The sequence below is a fragment of the Antrihabitans auranticaus genome (assembly GCF_016481275.1).
GTDB lineage: Bacteria > Actinomycetota > Actinomycetes > Mycobacteriales > Mycobacteriaceae > Antrihabitans.
Genome location: NZ_JAEMNW010000003.1, coordinates 244,216 through 264,866 on the forward strand (window position 1 = coordinate 244,216; position 20,651 = coordinate 264,866).

A 20,651-nucleotide genomic window follows, 5' to 3' on the forward strand; every position below is an offset into this window, starting at 1 on the left:
TCCTGATCTGTTCGCAGATCGGGAGCTGTTTTCGTTGCGGCGGCCTGCATTGCAAGTCGTCGTCCGATGGCGGACAATTCAGAGTGGTCGGGACCCGCTGCCAGCCGAATCGCAGGCATCCCGTATGAGTGCGCGTAGCCCACGCCCCATCCGAATTATCAGACTGCACAGTCGAATTCAGTTCTGCCCGTCGTAGGAGCATTGCCATGACCACATTGACTTCACGTAGCTTCGATTCGCCCGACGAGAGCCGGACACCCGACAAAACCAAGGTCGACGTCGTCGATCTGAACGGCGCGAAGGCCGCTCGCCTGACGATTCAACCCGGCTGGAAATGGTCGGAATGCATCAAGCCTGTCGCCGGCACCGACAGCTGCGAGGCACGACACCTGGGCGTAGTTGTTTCAGGACGCATCCACGTAGTCCACGACGACGGCACCGAGGGCGAGGTCGGCGTCGGTGAGGCGTACGCGATCGAACCGGGACACGACGCGTGGGTCGTCGGCGACGAGGCGTTCGTTGCCTACGAGTTCGACACCTCGACGGCGGCCAACTACGCGAAGGGCTAGCTCGTCAGCTGACCTTTGATTTCGTTCTTCAGCACCTTGCCGACCTTGGAGCGCGGCAGGTCCGGCCAGACGACGATCTCTTTCGGCGCCTTCACGCTGCCGATGCGTGACTTCACGAATCGGATGATCTCGTCGGCGTCGACAGTGCGGCCTGCGTGTGGCTGAACAACGGCCACGACCCGTTCGCCCCATTTGTCGTCGGGCATCCCGATCACACCGCAGTCCTGGATGTCGGGGTGCTCGAGCAACGCCTGCTCGACCTCGACGGAGTAGACGTTGAACCCGCCCGTGATGATCATGTCCTTTGCCCGGTCGACGATGAAGAGGTAGTTGTCAGCGTCGAGATAGCCGATGTCGCCGGTGTGATGCCAACCGAACTTCGACGCCTCTGCTGTCGCGGCTTCGTTCTTGTAGTAGCCGGTCATCACGAGCGAACTGCGGACGACCACTTCCCCGCGTTCGCCGCTCGGCTGCAGGTTTCCCTGCGCGTCCATGATCCCGACGATCACGAGCGGTCCCGGCCTACCGGCCGATGCCAGTCGTGCTCGGGCAACGGTCCCGTCGGCGTTGAAATGCTCCTTGGGCGGGAGCATCGACACCATCATCGGCGCCTCGCTCTGCCCGAATAGTTGCGCCATGACGGGCCCGATTCGCGTCAGAGCGTCTTCGAGTCGCGCGGGCGAAATCGGCGCGGCGCCGTACCAGAAACATTGCAACGAACCGAGGTCCGTGGTGGCGAGGTCGGCATGCTCGAGCAGCATGTAGATAAGCGTCGGCGGCAAGAACGTATGTGTGACGCGTTTCGACTCGATCAGCGAAAGAAACTGAGTGAGATCGGGTTTCGGCATGATGACCACCTGACCGCCCAACGCGAGAATCGGGAAGCACAAGACTCCCGCGGCATGCGTGAGCGGCGCCAGGGCGAGATAGACCGGCCTACCTTCGAATGGGTAACCCATCAGCGTCAGAGCGGTCATGGTCTCGATGTTTCGACCGGTCAGCATCACACCCTTCGGCCGCCCGGTCGTGCCCCCGGTGCCGACCAGCAACGCCACGTCGTCCACCGGCGCAATATCAACCGGGTCCGACTCACCACCCAGCCAGATGCCGAAGGACGGCACCTCGTCCGTCTCGCCGTCGAGGCAGACCAGCGAAATCAGGTTCGGCAGGTCCGGCCTGATCCGCTCGACCAAACCCTCGAACGCCTTCTGGTAGATGAGTGCGCGGCAGTCGAAAAGATCTAGGAGATCACGGTTTTCGGCTGCTTCGTTGCGCGGGTTGACCGGGCACCAGACTGCGCCCGCCCGACTGATTCCGAAGACACAGGAGAATGCCACCGGATCGTTCGCCGACAGAATAGCTACCTTGTCCCCCGGCTGAATTCCGGAGCGTTGGAGCGCCCAGGCAATTCGGTGGCTGGACCGTTGCACATCCCCGTACGTGACGGTCTCCGCACCCATTGTCAGGCAGGGGTTTTCGGGGCCCAGCGATGCACCCTTGTCCAGATAGTCGACCAACCGCATGATCAGTTCCCTTCAGCGCGTGTGTGTTCCGGCCCCCGACGGCGGTCCGGAACACACACGCGACTGTTCGTCAGCTGTGGACTGTCAGCACCGGCTCGAGCACCAACCCGAAGCTGCGGAGCACACCGAGTAACTCACGATGCCCGAATGCCTGGCAGCCCGAGGCGAATCCGACGCGCTTCGGCGCCTGCTGCAACAGGGAGTACGCCGCGTACGCCTGCAGCAGGCCGGTCTGCTTGTAGTTCTGGTTGCCGTAGATGACGCAGTGCGCACGCCCCAGCGGACCCGACGCGTAGACCGAGTCGAGCGAGATGTTCACCCGCGGGTTTTCGCGCGGCGGCATGCCTGCCTGTACGGAGCCGGCGATTTCAGCGAGGGCCGCTTCCTGCTCTTCGACCGTCGGGAGCGTCTTGATCTGCTCTTCGACCATCTTCGCGGTCTGGACGACGCCTTCCATCACGGCCCGGTTGAACACGCCGCCCATAGCCTTGCAATTGGCCACGCGCGGATCGTCTTTGAACCACACAGGGTGGCAGGTACCGCCCCACGGCAACGCGAGCGCAGTCTCGTGCTGGCCGGGCACTACCACCTCGGCCGACGCACTCGGCTCCCACTTCATGTACTGGTTCTGTTCGAGGTAGAACCAATCGGCTTTGAGGATCGTGAAGATCGTCTGAGTCGAGGCGTACGTCGGGAAGCCCTTCCACAGCACCAGAATGTCGAGCGTATCGAGGCCCGGCTTCTCGAGGCAGATGTTCGCGGCGATCTCGCCGGTCGTGTACATCTGCGCGATGCTGGGTGCGATTACCAGCCCCTTTTCGGCAAAGCGATCGTCGAAGGACGCCTTCACTTCGAGCAGCCAGTCCTGCTCGCCGGTGGTATCGAGATAATGACAGCCAGCCGCGAGCGCTGCTTCGGCGACGATCGGTCCGTGCTTGATGAACGGGCCGACCATATTGCTGACAACCTTTGCACCCGTGAACAACTCGGTGAGAGCCTCCACCGAATGATCCACCTCGACGACCTCATGGTCGACGGTGTCGATTCCCGGAACACGATCGATGACTTCTTGAATTCGCGCCTTGTCACGGCCGGCAGCGATGAAGGGAACGTTGAATTCTCGCAGGTACTCGCACACCAACCGGCCGGTGTAGCCGGACATTCCGTAGACGACGACGGGCTTGGTCGAACTCATGACGATGCAGCCTTTCAGCAGGTTTCGAATTCAGAACAGTTGGAGGTAGTTCTCACATGCCCATGCCGCCGTCGACCGGCAATCCGATGCCGGTGATGAAGCGGGCAGCGTCCGAGGAGAGGAAGACGACGGCGTCGGCCATATCGCCGATCTCGCCGAGCCGGCCGAGGGGGGTCAGGCCGATCACGTCGCCGACCGCTGCTTCGGGTGACGGCCACAGGCCGAGTCTGGCCATGTCGGATGCGAGCCCGAGGCCCATATCGGTCGCGACGAGGCCGGGATAAATACAGTTCACGCGGATGCCGTAGCCGAGCTTGCCCGATTCTTGCGCGGCGACGCGGGTCAGGCGGTCGACCGCGGACTTGGTCGCCGAGTAGCCGGCGATCGCCGGGAACGCGATCGTGGCGGCGACCGACGACACGTTGATGATCGCGCCACCCTTACCCGCGGCCCCCTCTGGTCGCATGGCGCGCATGCCGTGCTTTACGCCCAGGATCGTGCCGAGGATGTTGACCTCGCACATTCGTCGTACATCGTTCGGATCGATATCGACCAACAGCGACGAAATCTCGATGCCCGCGTTGTTGACCACGATGTCCAGACCGCCGAGCTCCTGCACCGTTGCCGCGACGGCCGACTCCCAGTCGCCTTCGTTCGTCACGTCGAGCTTCACGAAACCTGTTGTTGCTCCCGCGCTTCCAATCCTGTCCGCGGTCGCTTTGCCTTCGGCCTCGAGCAGATCGCCGATCATCACGGCCGCCCCGGCATTCGCGAGAGCTTCCGCCATGCCCGCACCGAGCCCGCGCGCTCCGCCGGTAATCAATGCCTTCCGCCCGCTGAGATCAAAGACGCTCATCCGACCTGCCTCCAGTTCGTGGGTCCGATCGCGGATTCGCTGCCGGGTCGACAGCGGCGTCGGAGGTGATGTAGCTCACAGCGTATTCAACTTTGGACGACTGTCAAGATTTTTCTGGACGATCGTCAAGAATTTGTTGGACAGATGTCAAACCTTTGGCTGTACACTTACTCGCACGTCACCCATACCGCAGGAGAAATTGCAGTGTCAGCCGTCGCCGACAAGAGTGTCGACAGAATTTCGCGCCGCCAGATCGACAAGTTCACCGAGCGGCGAGATCAGCTTGCCGAGGCTGCGCTGCACACCCTGTCCGAACTCGGCTACGCCAGGACCAGTCTCCGCGAGATCGCGCAGAACTCGGAGTTCTCGCACGGCGTTCTGCACTATTACTTTCGCGACAAGGTAGACCTGATCACGCATTGCGTGAAGTTCTACAAGGCACGTTGCGTGACGCGGTACGACGACGTCGTGGCTACGGCTCAGACCCCCGAGGAACTCGAGGCCGGCTTCGGCGCAGCTATGACCGCAACCTTGCGCGAAGAGGGCACGATGCACCGACTGTGGTACGACCTCCGGGTGCAGTCGATGTTCGAAGAGTCGTTCCGCGCCGACGTCGCCGAGATCGACAAAAGCCTCGAGAACATGATCTGGCGCATCGTCACGAGGTACGCGGAGCTACAGGGATCGGAGCCGACGGTTTCGTCGAGCGTCATGTATGCGCTGTTCGACGGGCTGTTCCAGCAGAGTCTGCTCGCCTACCTGTCGGGTGACGAGGACGCGGCGAACACGCTCGCGCTGAAGGTCAAGACCGTTCTGCTGCGCGTAATACCAGCCTGACGCCTACGCCGAGCACGATTGCGAGACAACGGATATCGGTTCGACCACAAACGTTGCGAAACCGGCACTTCCGACGATTATGGAAGTACGGCTCGCGAACGGAGGTGGTGAGAAGCCGTGGAAACCGTGATCGTCTTCATCCTGGCAGCGCTGGTCTACTGGTTCGGATTGCTCTGAGTTCGTCCGCCGACAAACGCTTGCAGGCGGTCCACGATCGGTACCTGACCCTTGACCAACTTGAGTTTGGCCGTCGCGCAATCGAACCACGCAGCCCGATCCACTTCGGGAAACAGTTGCGTGCGCCCAGATCGCGGCGGCCATTCCATTTCGAACTCGTTGCTGACGATCGACTCCGCGTCGAAATCGGCTTCCAGCGCATAGGCGGTGACCGACTTCGCGCTGGATTGCTTGAACACGCCCAAATCGGTTAGATCGCCGGCCGGCAGCGGGCGACCCATCTCTTCGTGAAACTCCCGCCGCGCAGCGCTTTCCGGATCTTCGGTCTCGCCGTATTCGCCCTTCGGGATCGACCACGCACGCTCGTCTTTACGGGCCCAGAACGGTCCACCCATGTGCGCTATCAGCACCTGCAGGGCGCCGTTTTCGTCGAACCGGTACAGCAGCACCCCTGCACTGAACTTCACCACGGGTTCAGCTTTGACATGGCGGGCAGAGACCCCAGAACACGACCTCTGCCTCGTCGACAGCGAAGCCCTGATCGTCGCACGGTTGCAAGCACGGACTCTGGCCGACCACGCAGTCGACGTCGGCTACCGCGCCACACTTCCGGCAGACCAGGTGGTGATGGTTGTCACCGGTCCGTGTTTCGTACAGCGCGGGCGAGCCGGCCGGTTCGATACGACGGAGCAGTCCGGCACCGACGCCCGCCCTGAGGACGTCGTAGACGGCCTGCGTGGACACCGAACCCAGTTCCTCGCGGACCGTCGCAGCTACGCGGTCCGCATCCGAATGCGGCTGTGCTGCAACGGCATTCAGCACCGCTACCCGAGGCGTCGTGACACGCAAACCAGCAGCACGCAACTGCGCGCGACGGTCTTCGCCATCGGCTTGCATGGCCTCAGTATGCTCGGATTCTGGAACGAGTCAAGATAATGATCTTCCTCAAGAAGTGACCTTGTGCCCTTGATCCTAGGCACTCTCGAACACCTTCGGACGAGTACGGAATAGATCCCGGAGTCGGCTGGTTGAATATCCCGTCGGCGCCCGAGCAGCCCCGGGCCTCACCCCATTTGTCGCCACGAGCGACCACTCGCCGAGAGGCGCTTGCGGGGCGTCGACCTCTACTTCCACGCTGCGCACGTGTCCCCGATGGGACATGATTGCGCACGTGCCCGCACAGTCCTCACCTGAACTGCAACGACGCCTCGGGCTCGCCGACTCAGTCGTCATCGGTCTCGGCTCGATGATCGGCGCGGGCATCTTCGCCGCCCTTGCCCCAGCCGCGGCGGCGGCTGAATCCGGCCTACTCATTGCGCTGGTCCTCGCAGGCTTTGTGGCCTATTGCAATGCGACGTCGTCGGCGCGACTCGCAGCAGTTCATCCCAAATCCGGCGGCACGTACGTGTACGGCCGCGAGCAGCTCGGCGAATTCTGGGGCTACCTCGCCGGGTGGTCTTTCGTTGTCGGGAAGACGGCGTCCTGCGCGGCGATGGCTTTGACGGTCGGCGCGTATGCGTGGCCCGCCCAGCAGCACGCGATCGCCGCGGGTGCCGTAATCCTGCTGACTGCAATCAATTACGTCGGCGTCCAGAAGTCGGCAGTGCTAGCGCGGGTCATCGTCGCGGCTGTGCTTGCCGTCCTGGCGGCGGTGCTTGCTGCCTGCGCAAATGGCCCCCGCACCAATCTCGACCTCGTAGCCGACACAACTCCCGGCGGGATTCTGCAGGCAGCGGGGCTGCTCTTCTTCGCCTTCGCCGGCTACGCCCGCATCGCGACGCTCGGCGAGGAAGTACGCGACCCGGCCAGCACGATTCCGCGTGCGATTGCAATCGCTCTCGGTCTGACTCTCGCGGTGTATGCGGCCGTTGCGGTGGCAGTGCTGAGCACACTGGGCGCGCACACCTTGGCATCCACCACAGACCCGCTGGCGCAGGCTGTGACTGCCGCGGGCGCCGGTTGGCTCGCACCCGTCGTTCGGATCGGCGCTGTACTTGCCGCGCTCGGATCGCTGCTCGCATTGATCCTCGGCGTATCCCGCACCACGCTCGCCATGGCACGAGACGGTCACCTGCCCCGCCGCCTGGACGCGGTACATCCGAAGTTCGGCGTACCGCATCGCGCGGAAATTGCGGTCGGCGTGGTCGTGGCGCTGCTGGCCGCGACCGTCGACCTCCGGTCGGCAATCGGCTTTTCCTCGTTTGCGGTTCTGGTGTACTACCTGGTCGCGAACGTTTCGGCGTGGACACTGACGACAGAGCAGAATCGGCCACCGCGCTGGATTCCGGTGCTCGGCGCACTCGGCTGCGTTGTTCTCGCGGTGTGCCTGCCGTGGGAATCAGTGGTCGGCGGCATGGTCGTCTTGTCGCTCGGGGCAGGACTGTGGCTCGTCCGGTCGGCGCTCAACTGATTCGCGGAGTGCCCGGCGCCGTGCCGAAGCAGCCGATCAGCACACAACCCGGTGGCAGGTCGCTCAGTGGTGGCACCAGGAACTGACCGTTGCAATCGAGCACCGTACAACCGGGATACGCGGACGGGCCGATACCGAGGATTCCGAGCGTGATGTCCAGGTCCGTGTACTGACCGGGATCGAGCGAACGGATCGGCAACTCGACGTACGGACCCGGGTCCGCAACCTCGACATCGCGGACCGCGGCCAGCAGATCGCGAAAGAAGTTGTGGGTCAGTTCCGAACTGTTCTGAATGACACCCAGCACACCGTAATTGGAGTAGTTCCCGAGCACGCCGGTCCACGTGATCACCATGTCCAGACTCGGCACCACGAACGCGTTCTGCAATCCGAAGCCCGACATCGCGAAGGTGTCCTCGGGTGCGCCGCTCGGCACCGGATCGTCACAGCTCGGCGGGTTCAGCCAGAACAGAAATCCGTAACAGGGATTCTTCTCCGACGGCGTCAGCGCCTGTCGCAGGTAGTTCTCCGACAGCAGACGCGTGCCGTTCCAGCTGCCCTTCATCGAGAGCAACAGCCCGAGCTTCGAGAGATCGTTCGGCGGCATGTACAGGTACGAGTACCCGTACGTGTTGCCCGAACGGTCACGCGCCCAATAGAAGTCGGTCTTCAGAATACCGAGCGGATCGAACAGTTTTTCCTGCACATACGACTGAAAAGGTTGCCCCACAGCGCGTTCGACGACGTAGCTCAGGAGGTCGACGGCCCGCTGGTTGTACTCGTACACCGTGCCGGGCCGATACGCGAAAGGTGTTGCGAGAGCCTGCCGTACGACGTCTGGGTCGAGCTGCGTCAGACCGGTGACGCCCTCGGACACCGTCGCGCTGCGCAACCCCGAGGTCTCTGTCAGCAGTTGCCGAATCGTCAAGCCACGATGCGCCTCGTCCCCCACTCCGACAGGAAGATAGCGGCCGATTGCATCGTCCAAACCGAGCTTGCCTTCGTCGTACGCGACACCCGTCGCCATCGAGACGACGCTCTTCGCAACACTGAACAGATTCCACGCCGTGTCCGCGCGTTGCTCGTTATCCGGGGCTGTGGCGACCAGGCAGTTGTGCCGAAAGATCTGGACCGTCGCACGATTCCGCTGTGCGGCGAAGTCCACTGCCCTGGCAAGTGCGACGGAATCGAGACCGACCTCTTCGGGGAGCGCCGTCTCCTGCACACGGCCGCTGCTGACCGTGCATTCTTTCTCCGACACGGGTTCTGCAGCCGCGGCGCGCACGCCGACGACACACGCAAAGAAAAGCAACATCACCGGGAGAGCCATCCCGGCCCGCCCTGGCCGAATCACCAGCACACCCTAACGCTCGCCTCCGACATTCGCGGGAGGTCGGGTTCGATGCCCACCCCTGCAACGAGGTCCGCCCAGCGCGACACCGAGTGTTGCGCCGAGACGGACCTCGCCCCACGAGAAATCTCACCACGAAACGCGGGCCCGCACAGTCGTTCGATCGCATGATGACGTGCCGGTGCGCGCCGCGTCAGGAGTTGCTGAGTAGCACCTCTGCGATTTGAATTGTGTTCAGCGCGGCACCTTTTCGAAGGTTGTCACCAGACACGAACAACGCGAGACCTCGACCGTCCGGCACACCCGGATCCTGCCGAATACGCCCGACCAGAGAATCGTCGATTCCCGCAGCCGCCAACGGCGTCGGCACATCGACGAGCTTGACGCCCGCTGCCGCAGCGAGAATTTCGCGCGCCCGCTCGGCCGACAACGGCCGTTCGAACTCGGCGTTGATCGACAGCGAGTGGCCGGTGAACACCGGCACGCGCACGCAGGTCCCGCTGACGAGCAGATCCGGCAGACCGAGAATCTTGCGGCTCTCGTTGCGTAGCTTCTGGTCCTCGTCCGTTTCGCCACTGCCGTCGTCGACCAGTGAACCCGCGAGCGGGAGCACATTGAAGGCGATCGGCGCGACGTACTTGACGGGCTCGGGGAACTGCACCTTGTCGCCGCCGTGGACCAGCTTCTCGGCATCGTCGATGACTGCCCGTGCCTGCGAAACAAGCTCCTCTACGCCCGCGAGCCCGCTGCCCGATACTGCCTGATAGCTCGACACGATAAGCCGGACCAGTCCGGCCTCGTCGTGAAGCGGCTTGAGTACGGGCATCGCAGCCATCGTGGTGCAGTTGGGGTTCGCGATGATGCCCTTGCGGAGGTCGCGCGTCTGCTCGGGGTTCACTTCGCTGACGACCAGCGGAACATCGGGGTCCTTACGCCATGCCGACGAATTGTCGATGACGGTCACACCGGCCGCGGCAAATCGCGGTGCCTGAACGCGCGACATGGTCGCACCGGCGGAGAAGAGCGCGATATCGAGCCCCGACGGATCGGCCGTCTCGGTGTCCTCGACGACGATCTCTGAGCCGCGGAAAGGCAACTTCTTGCCCGCCGAACGCGAAGATGCGAAGAACCGCACCTCGTCAGCCGGGAAATTCCGTTCTTCGAGCAGCGCGCGCATGACTGCGCCCACCTGCCCGGTGGCGCCGACAACGCCGATCCGCAAGCCCACTGTTCTCTCCTACCTTCCAGTCCCCGCGTGCACGACTGCTTCTTCGTCGCCACCGAGTTCGAACGCTTCGTGTATTGCCCGTACAGCGTGGTCCAACTCTGTGTCCCGGCACAACACAGATATCCGGATCTCGGACGTCGAGATGAGATCGATGTTCACACCGGCCTCCGCGAGTGCCTCGCAGAACGTTGCGGTCACACCGGGGTGGCTCTTCATACCCGCGCCGACGAGCGAGACCTTGCCGATGTGGTCGTCGTAGACGATGTTCGTGAAGCCGATCTCACCCTGCAGCTTGGTCAACTTCTCTACAGCGCGCGGGCCGTCGGTCTTGGGCAATGTGAACGTGATGTCGGTCTTGCCCGTCTCGACCTTGGAGATGTTCTGCAACACCATGTCGATGTTGATATCTGCATCCGCAACGGCGCGAAAGACCCGTGCGGCATAACCTGGCTCGTCGGACAGGCCGACGACTGTCACCTTGGCTTCGCTTCGATCGTGCGCGACGCCGGTGAGGATGGCTTCTTCCACGGGGATGTCCTCCATCGATCCGAATACGTAAGTGCCTTCTCGTTCGGTGTACGACGAACGCACGTGCACCTTTGTGTGATAGCGCCGGGCGTACTCGACGCACCGCAGGCCGAGCACCTTCGCGCCGCACGCGGCCATCTCGAGCATCTCTTCGAACGAGACCTTGTCGAGCTTTTGCGCATTGGGCACGATGCGCGGGTCCGCGGTGTAGACGCCGTCGACGTCGCTGTAGATCTCGCAGACATCGGCATTCAACGCTGCGGCGAGCGCAACGGCTGTCGTGTCCGAGCCGCCGCGACCAAGAGTTGTGACGTCCTTGCTGTCCTGGCTTACACCCTGGAAGCCCGCGACAAGCACGATCAAACCCTGATCGAGCGCCGTCCGGACCCGGCCGGGCGTCACGTCGATGATCTTCGCGTTGCCGTGCGCACTCGTCGTGATCACACCTGCCTGCGAACCGGTGAACGACCGCGCCTCGGCGCCCAGCGAATGGATCGCCATTGCGACCAGCGCGTTGGAGATCCGCTCGCCGGAAGTGAGCAGCATGTCGAGTTCACGAGCCGGTGGAGCCGGACATACCTGCGTCGCGAGGTCCATCAACTCGTCGGTCGTATCGCCCATCGCGGAGACGACGACGACGACGTCGTTACCTGCCTTCTTCGTCTCGACGATCCGCTCAGCGACGCGTCGGATGCGCTCGGCCGATTCGACCGACGATCCCCCGTACTTCTGGACCACGAGAGCCACGCGGACCTACCTCCGATGTATGCGGTGTGCAGTCATTCCAGCTTGCAAGCCTACCGACGACTGCCCGCGAACAGGGACTCAGCCCACCGCGACGCCCACCACACCGTCCTCGGCGGCATCGTTTTGCACGAAGTCACGTGACCTGATGAGGAAGAACGTGCCGACCGCGACGCACAGTGCGACAACGCCTCCCACCAGGAGGACCGAGTCGAGTGCGTCGGCATATCCCACCGCAACGGTTTGTTCTGCGTAAACGCGTTGTTCGGGTGGCAGAACCGCCAGCGCGTCAGCGGTTCGGCCGAGGCTCGCCTTCGATGCGACATCGGCGGCCTGCGCCGCAAGCGGACCGGTCGCCAGTGCGTCAGCAACACTGTCGCGAATGCGCGCCGCGAGGAGGCTGCCGAGCGCTGCTATACCGGTCGCGATGCCGATCTGCCGGAACGTCGAGTTGATCCCGGACGCCATGCCGGCGCGCTCCGGTGCAACGACGCCGACGGCGGTCGATGCCAGCGGGACGTTGATCAGCCCCGCGCCGACTCCCGCGACGATGAAACCTGGCAGGAAATGCGTCCAGCTTCCGGTCGGATCACTGCCCCGCATGAGGAGCAGTCCAACCCCGACGAAGACGAACCCCGGGGCAATGAGCAATCGTACCGGGACGACGTCGCTGAGCCTGCCGGCGATCGCTGCCACGACGAAGATCGTCAAGGTGAAAGGCAGGAATCGCAGACCCGCCTCGAGTGCCGAGAACTGCATGACGCCCTGCAGATAGATCACCAGGAACGTCAGCAGCGAGAAGATCGATGCCGAGATTCCCCACGCGGCGAGAAGCCCGCCGTTGAAGGTCGGTACGCGAAGCAAGTCGAGATCGAGCATCGGCGCCGCCGAGCGCTGCTCGATCACGACGAAAGCAACAAGCAGGGCCACGGCGACGATCAGGGAGCCCGCGACGGTCGCCGAACTCCACCCGTCGGTGTGACTGCGGATCAAACCGAACACGAGTGCCGCGAGCCCGGCGCTGAAAGTGACGCAACCTGCAAAGTCGATCGGACGGCGAGCTGGATCGCGCGACTCCTCGACCCGCCACAGCGTCACCGCCAACGCCGCAAGGCCGATCGGCAGGTTGACGAAGAAGATCCAACGCCACGAGAGCCCCGACGTCAGAACACCGCCGAGGACCGGTCCGACGGCAACGGCGACGCCGGTCACGGCGCCGAAGACACCGAAAGCGACGCCGCGCTCACGTGGGGCAAAGGCCTGGGCGAGCAGTGCCAAGGAGGTCGCGAACATTATCGCGCCACCGACTCCTTGCAACGCGCGTGAAAGTGACAGCACCACAACGTCGTTGGAGATGCCGCAGAGCAACGACGCCGACGTGAAGACGACGAGACCGACAGCGAAGACCTTCCGCCGACCAGAGCGGTCTGCGATGGTTCCGGCCGTCAGAAGCAAAGCCGCGAGCGTCAGCGCATACGCGTCGATGACCCCCTGCAGGCCTTCGAGGGTCGCACCGAACTCCGCCTGAATGTCCGGAAGCGCGACGTTCACGATCGTGATGTCGAGCAGCAGCATGAACACACCGGTGCAGACCGCACCCAACGTCCACCATTTGGTCGTCATAGCGCTTCCTTTCCTGAGTCAGCACTCAGAATATACTTATCTGAGTGCAGACTCAAGAAATCTGGTGCAGTATGTTTCCAGGCAAGATGGACATCGAGAAAGCGCCGCGACGTGGTCGCCCACCCTCGGGTGGCCGTGAGCAAATCCTCACCGCCACTCTGGAACTGCTGCGCGAACGCGGGGTCGCGCGCACCACGACCAAAGACATCGCCGCACGTGCCGGCGTCTCCGAGGGCAGCATCTTCTATCACTTCGGCGACCGGTCCGGCGTGTTGCTGGCCGTCTTCCAGCAGGTGCACCAACCCCTCACCGCCCTACGCGAAGCGGGACTCGGCGATCTCGACCTCGCCGCCGCACTCGATCGGTTCATCGCAGCGCTCGAGACGTTCCTCGGCGACTCACTGATCGTGTTCTACGCCGCTCACGCCGACATCGACCTGCGCGAACCGGTCCACAAGTACCTCAGCGACAATCAGATGGGCCCGCACAAAGGCGTCGAACTGCTCGGCGGTTACCTCGCGGCCGCCCAGCAGCGCGGCGAGGTCCGCGCCGGGATCGACACCCGCGCCGCAGCCTTCATGATCCTCGGCACCTGTCAGATGCGAATGAGTCAGATGACGCTCATCGGCAACGACCGCGGGTTGCCGACGCGCAAGCAAGTCGTCGAGAACTTCATGGCGATGTTGGCGCCCTAGCCGCGCCGGACACCCGCCTCGACCAGGCGGTTGCCTGACCATCGCCCGACAAGCCAGCCCCATTTCCGCCTTCTCGGCGAGCAATTTCGTCGAGCGGGCGTCGCGCCCCCTCACCCTATTGACAAAACAGATTTTTACGTACAAACTCGTTTTTGTTATGAGAGAAGTTGCGTTCCTAGAAGAGATCGAGCAGGCCGAGGCCTTGCTCAAGCCGCAGCGCATCGACGTTCTGCGGAAGCTGGCCGAGCCCGCTACCTGCACCGAGGTCGCGAAGCTGCTCGACCAGACACCGCAGCGCGTCTACTACCACGTCAAGAAGCTGGTGGAGGCCGGGCTGGTCGATCTCGTTTCGGAGCGCAAGGTTCGGGGCATCACCGAGGGCATCTACCAGGCAACGGCTCGCTCGTACTGGCTGTCGCCCCAACTGGTCGGCCGGATCGGGTTGCAGAAATCGCGCGACGAACTGAGCCTCGGGTACCTCCTGGACCTGATGGAGGAAGTGCAGTCGGATGTCGCCGCGCTCGATCGGACGCGTCCGGAGTTGCCGTCGATCGGCGTCTCCGGCGAGATTCACGTTCCTGCGCACAGGCGCCAGGAATTTCTGAACGACCTGCAGACGACGCTGCAGGACCTTTTCACACGCTACGGCGGCGACGAGGGCGATGCCTTCAAGCTCGCTTTGGCCTGCTATCCCAAGGGAGAAGAGAACAATGACTGAACCGATGATCCTTCGTGCCCGGGTGGCCGCGCCGGCCGCGACCGTTCGGCATGCGCTGACCGACCCGGAACTGCTTCGAATCTGGCTTGCAGAGGAGGTCGAGGTCGACGTACCGAACAAGTTCGAATTCTGGGGCAAGTACACCCCTGAGGGCGATGCCCCGCATCAGCGCTTGGTGCACGCCGACGACACGTCGGTGAAATTCAACTGGCTGCTCGACGGCGTCGATACGACGGTCGAACTCGGGGTCGAACCCGAAAGCGACGACTCGACGATCGTCGTGCTGTCGCAGTCGCACTTCGACATTCAGGAGGCGATGGAAGACACGTCGATTCGCGGTGCACTGCAAACGTTCTGGTGCCTTGCGATCGCCAACCTGGTCGACCACCTCGAGGGCCGCGAACTCACCCATCGGCACGATTTCACCGCAACCGAGCTTCGCGTGGATTCGGTGATCGACGCACCGCTCGACGAGGTCTACGAGTCGCTGATCGATTCCAAGCAGGTGAGCGCGTGGTTCGGCTATCCGATCGAAATCGAGCCGTACAAGGGCGGCCGCTACGCGATGGGTGGTTTCGAGTCCGGCTACGCGGCGAAGATCATCGACCTCACGCCCGGCCAGTCGGTGACCGTCGATTGGGGCAAGCCCGGAGTGCAAACCTGGGAACTGGCCGATTCGGGCGGCAAGACCAGGCTCACGTTCGTCCAAAGCGGGTGGGGCAGCGAAAACCCGCCGCACGCCGGCTGGATGGGATCGGTCAGTGGCCTCGCCGAGCTCCGCCGCTACCACGAGCTGCGCGATTGGCGGCCGATCTGGATTCAGGACGAGGCGGCCAGCGCGTAGTCTTCCGTGCCGTGCTGCGGCGTTGCGCGCGCGGCAGCACGGCCACGGTGCGTTTCGATGCAATATCGACGCACGGACAATCTAGACTGAACTGTGATCGAGGCAGCGTTAACGATCTCCTGCGCCAGATCTATGAATTAGCAGGTGGGAATAGATCGCGGGGATGGTGATGGACGGGACGAACGACGGCCGCGCATGGCGTGACCGCAAGCGCTACTGCTGGGTGCTGGGCTTGCTTGCCCCTGCGTGCGCTCTACTCCCGTCGACATTTGTCCGCCAAACCGGTATCGAAGCGTTTTGGTGGATCGGCCCGGTCATCGTGTTCGTCTGCGTGCCGATTCTGGACGCCCTCGTCGGCGACGACGGGGTCAACCCCCCAGACTCCGAATACGAGCGGCTGTCGAACGACAAGTTCTATCGGTGGTGCACCTACCTGTTTCTGCCGGTCTTGCTGTCCGGGCTCGTCGTCGCCGCACATCTATGGGCAAGCAGTGCGCTCGACGTGACCGCAAAGATCGGTTTGGCGATAACGGTCGGATTGGTATCGGGCATCGGCATCAACGCCGCGCACGAACTCGGCCACCGCACAGAGAAGCATGAGCGCTGGCTCGCGAAAGTCGCTCTGGCGCAGTCGTTTTACGGGCACTGGTACGTGGAGCACAACCGCGGCCACCACGTCCGAGTCGCGACACCCGAGGACTGTTCGAGCGCCCGATTCGGCGAGAACCTCTGGGCATTCCTACCCCGCAGCATCGCGGGCGGGTTCATCTCAGCGTGGCGGCTCGAAATCGACCGGCTGCGCCGAAAAGGGCAGGGCCCAATAACCTTTCACAACAACATCCTGCAGGCTTGGGCTCTGAGCGCAGCACTGTTCGGCACGTTGCTAGCGGTCTTCGGTCTGTCGATTGCACCGTATCTCGCTTTGCAGGCCGCCATCGCATTCACGATGCTCGAGACGGTGAACTACGTCGAGCACTACGGTCTGCTGCGGGCACGGCTTGCAAGCGGGCGCTACGAACGAACCCTGCCGCGGCACAGCTGGAACAGCGACCGCCTGGTCACCAACGTTTTCCTATTCCATCTGCAGCGGCACAGCGACCACCACGCCAACCCGGCCCGGCGGTATCAAACCCTGCGGTCAGCCGAGGAGGCACCGCAACTTCCCGCCGGCTATCCGACGATGATCATGCTCGCGATGTGCCCACCGCTGTGGCGAGCAGTCATGGACCACCGCGTCGTCGCACACTACGACGGAGACATCAGCAAGGCGAACCTCGCGCCACGGCTACGCAAACGAATTCTCGCCTCCGACAAGGGATTCATCGACGCTGCCTGACCGTCACCCGCCGTTGCCGACGATAGCCTCGATGTTGCGCTCGGCAATCGCCGCGATCGTCAGAGACGGATTCACCGCCGCAGAACTTCCTGGCAGCAACGCACCATCCATGACGTAGAGCCCGCGGTAACCGACAACGCGACCGTGGCTGTCGGTCGCCGCGCCCAGCACTGCACCGCCCAGCGGATGCGCGGTGAAAGACGCGTTCGCGTCGTAGCCGATCGGTTGGTAGTCGAACAACGATCCGGAACGTTCCTGCACCCGGTCGTTGACCGCGCGCGCAGCCGCCACAGCGTTGTCGCTTCCGTTCTGCGGCCAGACCACGCCGACCCGTCCGGTCCGCGCATCGTGCTGGAAATGACCGCGCGTCGGCTCGATGACCATTCCGAGCGACGCGAGAGCACCTACGTCGACCGGGATTCCGGGGATGTACCAGTTCTCCAACGTCGTCGGCAGACCGGAGTCGTCGACGATCTTGCTCGCGCACGGCACACCACCGGTACCGCCCGCGAGTGACGTCACGCCACGCGCCAGTGCAACGTCGCCGTTGGTTCCCCAGTTCTGACCGACATGCTCGTTGAGGTTCGGCAGCGCACCGGTTTCACGTGCGCGAACGAGCAGTTCGGACGTACCGATCGAGCCTGCGGCAAGGAACAGTTGATCGCAGGTGATCGTCCGCGTGCTCAGGACCGCACCCGTGGGATCGAGTTTTCGCAGGGCGACGCTGTAGCCACCGCCGGGCTCAGCCGCGATCGCGTCGACCTGATGACCGGCGAATATCGCTGCCCGACCCGTGTTCTCGGCATACCGCAGGTAATTCTGGCCGAGATCGAACTTCGCGCCGTTCGAGTTCCCCAGATTGCTGCGGGCCTCGGTGGCCGATGGCCGCGAACGGCCGGCGAGCTCGTCGCGCAGCACGTCCCACTTGAAGATCGATTCCAGCGGTTCGGGCGTGTAGCCGGCTGCGCGTACCTGTGCGTCCCAGGCGCGCGAATGCGTGAACGGCTCCGAGTCGTAGATGTCGATCGGCATTCGACTCAGTCCGAGCATCGACCGAACACGCGGGTAATACTTGTCGTGCAGTTCGTCGAAGCTCAACGAGCCACCGAAGACGGCGTCGAAGTGCCTGCGCTCGGGTTCCACCATCGCACCGGTGAAGATCACCGATCCGCCGCCGACCGCAGCGGCCCGCCAGACGTCGATCGTCCCGTACTCGGTGCAGTCCAGTACGCCGCCGAAGCTTTCGAAGAAGACCGGCACCTTGGTGACGCCGGTGAAACTCGTCCGGTGCCAGAAACCGCGACCGTCCGGTAGATCGTCACCGGTGAAGATCTCGCGCCACGGATCGTTCGGCCACCGCGAGCCGCGCTCGAGAACCGTCGTCTGCACACCTGCTTCGGCGAGACGCAGAGCAGCGACAGCGCCGCCGAAGCCGGACCCGATGACGATCGCGGTGGAATGCTGCGGCGGATCGGGCAGGGGCGCGAAGATCTCCGGCACCCACGCGCGGAACAGCGGTACCCACGGCCCCTCGGCGCGCGCAGCTCTCGGCAGGCCCAACGGCAGGAGGCACGACGCGGAAACCACGCCCGCCGCCGTGAGGAAGTCACGCCTGTCCAATTCGCACCTCATCCTCCCGTGAGTGGCACGATTGTCGCCGTGAGCACTCCCGAACGCGTTTGCGTCCAGTCATTGTCCGAGCGCGCGTCGGTTTCCTAGCTCGAACTCTTCTTCGACCCTGTATTCGCCTACGCGCTTACTCAAGTTACCGACCTTCTCGCCGAAGACACGACAACGGTCCACGTGTTGCGGTCGGTGTCGGTTCTTCGGTGCTGCGCTCGGTAGTTCTGTCGAGTACTAACGCCGTGGCTTGATCTTCGCGTCGATGCGGTGGATCAGGAGGTCGTCGGCGGGGATGACGAAGTCCTCCACGACGCGAACCGTCGCCAGCTTGCGGCCGAAAAGGCCCGCATCCAGTAGGTACTCCGTATGGACCACGTCGCTGTCGACCGAAGTTTCCAGTTCGCGGATCGACTGGACAACGCGATACTGCGGACCCCGGGAAAGACTGCGCGTCAGATGCTTGCCCGACCGACCGGTCTTGATGCCGTTCTCGTAGCGGACCGCGTTGTCGGCGAACCGTACAGCCTGCGCATCGTGCGAAATCAGGGCGTCGAGGTAGGCACGCGCAACATCGGTCTGGGTCGTCACGGCTGGGATACTATCTCGCGAAATCGAGGTTTCCCGTCGGCTTCGTCAACGTGGTCGACTCCGCCACCGACTCCTCCTTGTCGTGCCCTTGCTTCACCGCGTCCCTGATCTGGTCGAGGTTCTCGCGAATCATGTCCGAAACCAATTCGTCGGTACGCGGATCCGCCAGGGTTGCCAACAGAATCCGGAACGTCGTGTCGGCAGCGATGTTGATGATGTCGTCGTGGAACGGCAGGAACTTGAAACGTCCCGCTTGTGGGTCACGCTTGATCTGCTCGAGGATCATCGCGTCCAGTTCGGACCGGTTCTCTTCCAGCGCACGAGCAATGTTCGCGGTGTAGTGCCCGGCCTGTAGAACGCCGGCGACCTCGTCCAACATTGCGACGGTGATCGGTCGCTTGATGACGTCGACGATGGTGACGACGAACCTGTCGACCAACGCTCCGGTGATCCGAGCACCGAATGCGCGGTCGGCGGTCCGGCCGAGTCGGGCGAGAACGACGATGATCCGCAGCAGCCGGAAGCTGCGGAAGGCTGGATCGGACACCGGGATCATGCCGAGCACTTCGTACCAGTAGCGCACGGGGAACTTCCAGGTTTCGCCCGACTTGCGCCAGCGATAGGCGAACTCGACCGCAAAGATCGCGCACACGATGTAGTCGGCGATGATCACCTTGTGCACGAGGTCGTCCGGCACGTCGAAGAACGTGATCCAGGCGAGTAGCAGCACCGAGACGACGGCAAGCCCCAACATGACAAAGTCGATGATTTTGGTCGGCGGTTTTCGTGGATATGGACGGTCTTTCGAATCGATCTCGCCTGCAGCGCTCGTTTCGTTCCGACTGCGCATCACTGCTCCTCAGCTCTCCCGCATCGTAAGCGAATCGATCTTGGGTGAGTGCGGAGTTCCCGAACTGGGGTTACGGCAAAACCAGACCGCGTTTCCACGCCTCGTCGATCACGCGACCGAGGTCGATGGTCGTGGCCGCTCGACCCTCGGGACTGTTCAAGACCTTGTCGAGATAGTCGAGCGAATGCGTACGCAACAGCTCGTCGACCCTGCCGATGCGGCGCATCAACTTGAGCGACAGACCGTACACATCGACGGAAACCGCGATGTCGGTCCGCCGCGGCTTTTTCGTCTCGACCTTCAATTGGAGGTTGGCGGTCGGCGCGATATCGACCTTCACCGGCATGGACACGGTGGCCGAGAACTTGCGTCGGTAGTTGCGACCGACCCGGACATCGACGTCGACGGCGACCGGAACTGTGACCATCATCGACGACGGTCCGCCGGTTCGCCGCACATCGATATCACCGATCTTCCCGATCGCCGACGCGACGGCTCGCGCACTCTTCGGACCGACCGGCATGGGGCCGATCTCGAGGGTGTCGCCGAGCAATTCCGCGACGACCTGCTTGATGTGCTCGGGGCCCGCCGCCCTGGCAATGAAGGTTTCGGAGAAAGCCTGTGCTGCATCGACTTTCGATGCCAACGGTGCGACCCGAACCGGTGCCCCGAGTGCCGTCCGAACGTCGTCGATCGAGTCGAAGTATTTGTAGACCCCGGTGACCGGTACGCCGAGCACTCTGGCGACGTCACGCATCCGCACGGTCGCCGGGTCACGCGCACCGAGCCTGGCGCGCACAGCCTCGACGGCAGCGCTACGGTCGCGCTTGAGGGGTCGGGTTCTCTGTACAGCCACATTGTTCAGTGTACAGTCGTGCACCGAAAGCGCATAGCCCTCGGACACCGCCTTCGACCAGCGCGTTCTATCCGCGACGGTTGCGGCTCCGAATACTTTA

The 20,651-nt window shown here is 63.3% G+C and carries 20 protein-coding genes; 7 read left to right on the forward strand and 13 right to left on the reverse strand.

Annotated elements, in window-relative coordinates:
• Window positions 1-206: 206 nt before the first annotated feature.
• Window positions 207-569: a cupin domain-containing protein gene (locus tag JGU72_RS15460; RefSeq protein ID WP_199684854.1), complete on the forward strand. Its 363-nt coding sequence runs from the start codon at window positions 207-209 to the stop codon at window positions 567-569.
• Here JGU72_RS15460 and JGU72_RS15465 read toward each other — a convergent pair.
• The 3 genes from JGU72_RS15465 to JGU72_RS15475 form a co-directional block, all read right to left on the reverse strand.
• Window positions 566-2,092 (reverse strand): acyl-CoA synthetase, encoded by a 1,527-nt coding sequence (locus JGU72_RS15465; RefSeq protein WP_199684855.1) that lies wholly within the window; start codon window positions 2,090-2,092, stop codon window positions 566-568. The genes JGU72_RS15460 and JGU72_RS15465 overlap by 4 nt on opposite strands.
• Before the next feature lie 70 nt (window positions 2,093-2,162).
• Entirely contained in the window at window positions 2,163-3,287 is a 1,125-nt protein-coding gene (locus tag JGU72_RS15470) for a DUF5938 domain-containing protein (RefSeq protein ID WP_199684856.1), read from the reverse strand.
• Window positions 3,288-3,339: 52 nt separating this feature from the next.
• Window positions 3,340-4,143: an SDR family NAD(P)-dependent oxidoreductase gene (locus tag JGU72_RS15475; protein WP_199684857.1), complete on the reverse strand. Its 804-nt coding sequence runs from the start codon at window positions 4,141-4,143 to the stop codon at window positions 3,340-3,342.
• A 204-nt stretch (window positions 4,144-4,347) separates the two neighbouring features.
• Between JGU72_RS15475 and JGU72_RS15480 the strand changes: the two genes are divergently transcribed.
• Window positions 4,348-4,980 carry a TetR/AcrR family transcriptional regulator gene (locus JGU72_RS15480; RefSeq protein WP_199684858.1) on the forward strand — a complete coding sequence of 211 codons (633 nt, stop codon included), beginning with the start codon at window positions 4,348-4,350 and terminating at the stop codon, window positions 4,978-4,980.
• Window positions 4,981-5,135: 155 nt separating this feature from the next.
• Here JGU72_RS15480 and JGU72_RS15485 read toward each other — a convergent pair whose 3' ends face one another.
• A complete protein-coding gene (locus JGU72_RS15485; protein WP_199684859.1) occupies window positions 5,136-5,627 on the reverse strand; it encodes an NUDIX hydrolase in 492 nt (163 codons plus the stop codon).
• 4 nt (window positions 5,628-5,631) lie between these two features.
• Window positions 5,632-6,054 (reverse strand): Fur family transcriptional regulator, encoded by a 423-nt coding sequence (locus JGU72_RS15490; RefSeq protein ID WP_199684860.1) that lies wholly within the window; start codon window positions 6,052-6,054, stop codon window positions 5,632-5,634.
• 262 nt (window positions 6,055-6,316) lie between these two features.
• Between JGU72_RS15490 and JGU72_RS15495 the strand changes: the two genes are divergently transcribed.
• Window positions 6,317-7,567, forward strand: coding sequence for an APC family permease (locus JGU72_RS15495; protein WP_199684861.1), 1,251 nt, complete (start codon window positions 6,317-6,319; stop codon window positions 7,565-7,567).
• Here JGU72_RS15495 and JGU72_RS15500 read toward each other — a convergent pair.
• The 4 genes from JGU72_RS15500 to JGU72_RS15515 form a co-directional block, all read right to left on the reverse strand.
• Entirely contained in the window at window positions 7,560-8,921 is a 1,362-nt protein-coding gene (locus JGU72_RS15500; protein WP_307828462.1) for a serine hydrolase domain-containing protein, read from the reverse strand. The genes JGU72_RS15495 and JGU72_RS15500 overlap by 8 nt on opposite strands.
• Before the next feature lie 190 nt (window positions 8,922-9,111).
• Window positions 9,112-10,146: an aspartate-semialdehyde dehydrogenase gene (locus JGU72_RS15505; protein WP_199684862.1), complete on the reverse strand. Its 1,035-nt coding sequence runs from the start codon at window positions 10,144-10,146 to the stop codon at window positions 9,112-9,114.
• A 9-nt stretch (window positions 10,147-10,155) separates the two neighbouring features.
• A complete protein-coding gene (locus JGU72_RS15510) occupies window positions 10,156-11,421 on the reverse strand; it encodes an aspartate kinase (protein ID WP_199684863.1) in 1,266 nt (421 codons plus the stop codon).
• A gap of 78 nt (window positions 11,422-11,499) precedes the next feature.
• Entirely contained in the window at window positions 11,500-13,041 is a 1,542-nt protein-coding gene (locus JGU72_RS15515) for an MFS transporter (RefSeq protein WP_199684864.1), read from the reverse strand.
• A 44-nt stretch (window positions 13,042-13,085) separates the two neighbouring features.
• Here JGU72_RS15515 and JGU72_RS15520 point away from each other — a divergent pair, with 44 nt between their 5' ends.
• The 4 genes from JGU72_RS15520 to JGU72_RS15535 all read left to right on the forward strand — a co-directional run bounded on the left by JGU72_RS15520 (window position 13,086) and on the right by JGU72_RS15535 (window position 16,634).
• Window positions 13,086-13,736 carry a TetR/AcrR family transcriptional regulator gene (locus JGU72_RS15520; protein WP_199684865.1) on the forward strand — a complete coding sequence of 217 codons (651 nt, stop codon included), beginning with the start codon at window positions 13,086-13,088 and terminating at the stop codon, window positions 13,734-13,736.
• A gap of 157 nt (window positions 13,737-13,893) precedes the next feature.
• Window positions 13,894-14,454, forward strand: a complete 561-nt coding sequence (locus JGU72_RS15525) for a helix-turn-helix domain-containing protein (RefSeq protein WP_199684866.1) — start codon at window positions 13,894-13,896, stop codon at window positions 14,452-14,454.
• Window positions 14,447-15,298 carry an SRPBCC family protein gene (locus JGU72_RS15530; RefSeq protein ID WP_199684867.1) on the forward strand — a complete coding sequence of 284 codons (852 nt, stop codon included), beginning with the start codon at window positions 14,447-14,449 and terminating at the stop codon, window positions 15,296-15,298. The genes JGU72_RS15525 and JGU72_RS15530 overlap by 8 nt, the downstream gene beginning before the upstream one ends.
• A 163-nt stretch (window positions 15,299-15,461) precedes the next feature.
• Window positions 15,462-16,634, forward strand: coding sequence for an alkane 1-monooxygenase (locus JGU72_RS15535; RefSeq protein ID WP_199684868.1), 1,173 nt, complete (start codon window positions 15,462-15,464; stop codon window positions 16,632-16,634).
• A gap of 3 nt (window positions 16,635-16,637) precedes the next feature.
• Here JGU72_RS15535 and JGU72_RS15540 read toward each other — a convergent pair whose 3' ends face one another.
• The 4 genes from JGU72_RS15540 to JGU72_RS15555 all read right to left on the reverse strand — a co-directional run bounded on the left by JGU72_RS15540 (window position 16,638) and on the right by JGU72_RS15555 (window position 20,551).
• Window positions 16,638-18,266: a GMC oxidoreductase gene (locus tag JGU72_RS15540; RefSeq protein WP_199684869.1), complete on the reverse strand. Its 1,629-nt coding sequence runs from the start codon at window positions 18,264-18,266 to the stop codon at window positions 16,638-16,640.
• A gap of 225 nt (window positions 18,267-18,491) precedes the next feature.
• Window positions 18,492-18,845, reverse strand: a complete 354-nt coding sequence (locus tag JGU72_RS15545; protein ID WP_199684870.1) for a hypothetical protein — start codon at window positions 18,843-18,845, stop codon at window positions 18,492-18,494.
• A 10-nt stretch (window positions 18,846-18,855) separates the two neighbouring features.
• Window positions 18,856-19,695, reverse strand: a complete 840-nt coding sequence (locus JGU72_RS15550; RefSeq protein WP_199684871.1) for an ion transporter — start codon at window positions 19,693-19,695, stop codon at window positions 18,856-18,858.
• Window positions 19,696-19,765: 70 nt separating this feature from the next.
• Window positions 19,766-20,551: a TetR/AcrR family transcriptional regulator gene (locus JGU72_RS15555; protein WP_199684872.1), complete on the reverse strand. Its 786-nt coding sequence runs from the start codon at window positions 20,549-20,551 to the stop codon at window positions 19,766-19,768.
• Between the last annotated feature and the right edge of the window lie 100 nt (window positions 20,552-20,651).

Bases quoted from the DNA above. Each gene is read 5' to 3' on its own strand.
- JGU72_RS15495 (WP_199684861.1), top strand. From the start codon at position 6,317: ATGATTGCGCACGTGCCCGCACAGTCCTCACCTGAACTGCAACGACGC.
- JGU72_RS15530 (WP_199684867.1), top strand. From the start codon at position 14,447: ATGACTGAACCGATGATCCTTCGTGCCCGGGTGGCCGCGCCGGCCGCG.
- JGU72_RS15490 (WP_199684860.1), bottom strand. From the start codon at position 6,054: ATGCAAGCCGATGGCGAAGACCGTCGCGCGCAGTTGCGTGCTGCTGGT.
- JGU72_RS15475 (WP_199684857.1), bottom strand. From the start codon at position 4,143: ATGAGCGTCTTTGATCTCAGCGGGCGGAAGGCATTGATTACCGGCGGA.
- JGU72_RS15550 (WP_199684871.1), bottom strand. From the start codon at position 19,695: ATGCGCAGTCGGAACGAAACGAGCGCTGCAGGCGAGATCGATTCGAAA.
- JGU72_RS15540 (WP_199684869.1), bottom strand. From the start codon at position 18,266: ATGAGGTGCGAATTGGACAGGCGTGACTTCCTCACGGCGGCGGGCGTG.
- JGU72_RS15465 (WP_199684855.1), bottom strand. From the start codon at position 2,092: ATGCGGTTGGTCGACTATCTGGACAAGGGTGCATCGCTGGGCCCCGAA.
- JGU72_RS15460 (WP_199684854.1), top strand. From the start codon at position 207: ATGACCACATTGACTTCACGTAGCTTCGATTCGCCCGACGAGAGCCGG.
- JGU72_RS15535 (WP_199684868.1), top strand. From the start codon at position 15,462: ATGGTGATGGACGGGACGAACGACGGCCGCGCATGGCGTGACCGCAAG.
- JGU72_RS15515 (WP_199684864.1), bottom strand. From the start codon at position 13,041: ATGACGACCAAATGGTGGACGTTGGGTGCGGTCTGCACCGGTGTGTTC.
- JGU72_RS15525 (WP_199684866.1), top strand. From the start codon at position 13,894: ATGAGAGAAGTTGCGTTCCTAGAAGAGATCGAGCAGGCCGAGGCCTTG.
- JGU72_RS15470 (WP_199684856.1), bottom strand. From the start codon at position 3,287: ATGAGTTCGACCAAGCCCGTCGTCGTCTACGGAATGTCCGGCTACACC.